4 protein-coding genes are annotated in these 3,162 nt (G+C 65.1%); 2 read left to right on the top strand and 2 right to left on the bottom strand.

Going from position 1 to position 3,162, the window contains the following annotated elements:
* Positions 1-536: prolyl oligopeptidase family serine peptidase (locus tag WA702_RS27925; protein WP_425113768.1), on the top strand; the 536-nt coding region annotated here is incomplete at its 5' end.
* Positions 536-1,225: a 2-phosphosulfolactate phosphatase gene (locus WA702_RS27920; RefSeq protein ID WP_425113769.1), complete on the top strand. Its 690-nt coding sequence runs from the start codon at positions 536-538 to the stop codon at positions 1,223-1,225. The genes WA702_RS27925 and WA702_RS27920, both read left to right, overlap by 1 nt.
* Before the next feature lie 285 nt (positions 1,226-1,510).
* Here WA702_RS27920 and WA702_RS27915 read toward each other — a convergent pair whose 3' ends face one another.
* Together WA702_RS27915 and WA702_RS27910 are read right to left on the bottom strand one after the other, a co-directional pair.
* Positions 1,511-2,230 (bottom strand): ribonuclease activity regulator RraA, encoded by a 720-nt coding sequence (locus tag WA702_RS27915; RefSeq protein ID WP_425113767.1) that lies wholly within the window; start codon positions 2,228-2,230, stop codon positions 1,511-1,513.
* A gap of 107 nt (positions 2,231-2,337) precedes the next feature.
* Positions 2,338-3,162: dihydroxy-acid dehydratase (locus WA702_RS27910; protein ID WP_425113766.1), on the bottom strand; the 825-nt coding region annotated here is incomplete at its 5' end.

Below are 3,162 nucleotides of genomic sequence, written 5' to 3'. Positions count from 1 at the left end.
ATTTCGCGGCCTGTGCCCGCGCGTTGATATCAGCGAACTACACCAGCGAGAAGCGCATCGTCGGCCATGGCGGCAGCGCTGGCGGCATGCTGATGGGCGCGGTCGCAAATCGCGCCGGCGAACTGTTTTCGGGTATCGTCGCCGAGGTGCCGTTCGTCGACGTGCTCAACACCATGCTCGACCACTCGCTGCCGCTGACGCCGCCGGAATGGCCGGAATGGGGCAATCCCACCGAGAGCGAGGCGGACTTCCGCACCATCCTGTCCTACTCGCCCTATGACAACATCGCCGCAAAACCCTACCCGGCGATCCTGGCGATGGCAGGCCTCACCGATCCCCGCGTCACCTATTGGGAGCCGGCGAAATGGGTCGCGCGGTTGCGCGCCACCATGACATCAGGCGGGCCGATCCTGCTGCGCACCAATATGGGCGCGGGCCATGGCGGGGCCTCGGGCCGCTTCAACCGGCTCGACGAGGTCGCGATCGTCTACGCATTCGCGCTGTGGGCCGCCGGGCTGACGGACAAGGGCGCGTGATGCAGGTTCGCGTCGACAGCCTGTTGGAAGGCGCCGCGCGCGCAACAGGCGCGGTCGTCATCATCGACGTCTTTCGTGCCTTCACCACCGCGGCGGTGGCGTTGTCGCGCGGCGCCAATGAGATCATCGTGGTCGGCGGCGTCGAGGAAGCGATGCACCTGCGCGATGCCGGCATCGGCCAGATCTGCATGGGCGAGGTCGGCGGCATCAAGCCTGATGGTTTCGATCTCGGCAACTCGCCGTTCGAAGCGTCGCAGGCCGATCTCGCCGGCAAGACCATCATCCAGCGCACCAGCGCCGGCACGCAAGGCATCGTCACGGCGAAGCAGGCGACAAGGCTTTATGCGGGTTCGCTGGTGACGGCGAGGGCGTTGACGCGCGTGCTGCGCGCACATGGGCCGGAACAGGTGACGCTGGTCGGGATGGGACTCGACGGCAAGGTGCGAACTGACGAAGACGATCTCTGCGCGATCCATCTGCGCAATCTGCTGCAGGGACGGCCTGGCAGCATCACCGGCACGCGCGAGGTGATTTTGGCCGGCCCGCAGATTCCGGACTTCGCCGACCCGGCCAAGCCGCATCTGCACCCCAGGGATCTCGACATCGCGCTGGATATCGACCGCTTCGACTTCGCCGTCTGCGTCACCAAGGAGAACAGCCGCCTGGTGGCGCGGAAGGAGACCGCATAGCCCGCACGCACGTGAGCGAAACCGCATGATCTCGGGCGAGGAAGCGCGGACGTATGCAGGCTGTTCCGCCGAGGCTGTTGCGAGTTCGTAGTAAGACGCAGGCAGCTCGATGCAGACACAGCTGTCGTCCCGGGCAAGCGAAGCGCAACCCCGGATCCATAGCCACCGCTGCTCGTTGTTGGACACGCTGGAGCGCGCGTTCTCCGGAAAACGCCTGCCGATGGCTATGGTCCCGGATCGGCGTTCGCTTTGCTCGCTTGTCCGGGACGACAGTTGGGGCTGGAATTACCGGCCGTTCTTCTTCCGCCACGCCGCAAAATCGGTCAGCGTCTGTTCCTGCGTCGCCGGATAGAGCCCGACGATGGAGCGGCCCTTTGCCACCTCTTCCGCCACGAAATCCTCGAACGCGGTCATCTCGAACGTCTCGTCCGCGATCTCATCCGCGAGGTGCGCGGGGATGACGACGACGCCGTCGGCGTCACCGAGGATGAGGTCGCCGGGGAATACCGGCGCATCGCCGCAGGCGATCGGGCCATTGATCTCGATCGCATGATGCAACGTCAGATTAGTGGGGGCGCTCGGTCGCCGGTGGAAGGCGGGGATGCCGAGCCTGGCGATCTCGCCGGAATCGCGGAAGCCGCCATCGGTGACGACGCCGGCGACGCCGCGCTGATGCAAGCGGCTGACCAGGATTGCACCGGCGGATGCAGCCCGCGCGTCCTTGCGGCTGTCCATCACCAGCACCGCGCCCGGCGGACATTCCTCGACCGCCTTGCGCTGCGGATGCGCGGGATCGCGGAACACATCGAGCTTGTTGAGATCTTCGCGTGCGGGAATGTAGCGCAGCGTGAAGGCCTCGCCGACCATCGTCGGCTGCTCCGGATTCAACGGGCGAACGCCCTGGATACACTGGACGCGCAGGCCGCGCTTAAACAGCGCGGTCGCGACCGTCGCGGTGGAGATGGTCTTGAATTTGTTGCGGGTGGCGTTGCTGAGTTTGGTCATGCTGCTATCTCTCTGATCGTCATTCCGGGGCAGGCGAAGCCTGAACCCGGAATCTCGAGATTCCGGGTTCGATGCTGGCGCATCGCCCCGGAATGACGGTTGAGCAACTAATAAATCACAGGCTCGCCGACCGGCGCGCCGAAGCCGGTTTCCAGGAAGTCGAAATCGCAACCTTCATTGGCCTGCTTGATGTGGCGGGCGAACATCCAGCCATAGCCGCGCTCGAAGCGCGGTGCCGGTGGTTTCCATGCGGCGCGGCGGCGCGCCAGCTCTTCCGCCGGCACATCGAGATTGATCGTGCGCGCGGCGACGTCGAGCGTGATGCGGTCGCCATTCCTGATCAGCGCCAGCGGACCGCCGATATAAGCCTCCGGCGATACATGCAGGATACAGGCGCCATAGCTGGTGCCGCTCATCCGCGCGTCCGACAGCCGCACCATGTCGCGCACGCCCTGTTTCACGAGCTTGGTCGGAATCGGCAGCATGCCCCATTCCGGCATGCCGGGGCCACCTTGCGGTCCGGCATTGCGCAGGATCAGCACGTGGTCCGGCGTGACGTCGAGATCGGGATCGTCGATCGCCTTCTTCATCGACGGATAGTCGTCGAACACCAGCGCCGGCCCGGTATGCTTGAGGAAGCGCGGGTCGCAGGCGGACGGCTTGATGACGCAGCCATCGGGCGCAAGATTGCCCTTCAACACCGCAAGCGCACCCTCCTTGTAGATCGGGTTGGCGACGGAGCGGATGACATCGTCATTATAGATCTCGGCACCTTCGATGTTCTCGCCGAGCGTCTTGCCGTTCGCCGTGACGCAGTCGAGATGCAGATGCTCGCGGATGCGGTTCATCAGCGCGGGCAGCCCGCCGGCGTAGTAGAAATCTTCCATCAGATAGGTATCGCCGCTCGGCCGGACATTGGCCAGCACCGGCAC

The organism is Bradyrhizobium sp., from assembly GCF_049798375.1.
In the GTDB taxonomy this organism is placed as follows: Bacteria; Pseudomonadota; Alphaproteobacteria; order Rhizobiales; family Xanthobacteraceae; genus Bradyrhizobium.
The sequence above is the reverse complement of the archived record's forward strand: the minus strand, read 5'-3'. Positions and strand labels throughout refer to the sequence as shown.

What these genes read in the sequence shown, in the direction of transcription:
- WA702_RS27920 (WP_425113769.1), top strand. Translation starts at nt 536, where the DNA reads ATGCAGGTTCGCGTCGACAGCCTGTTGGAAGGCGCCGCGCGCGCAACA.
- WA702_RS27915 (WP_425113767.1), bottom strand. Translation starts at nt 2,230, where the DNA reads ATGACCAAACTCAGCAACGCCACCCGCAACAAATTCAAGACCATCTCC.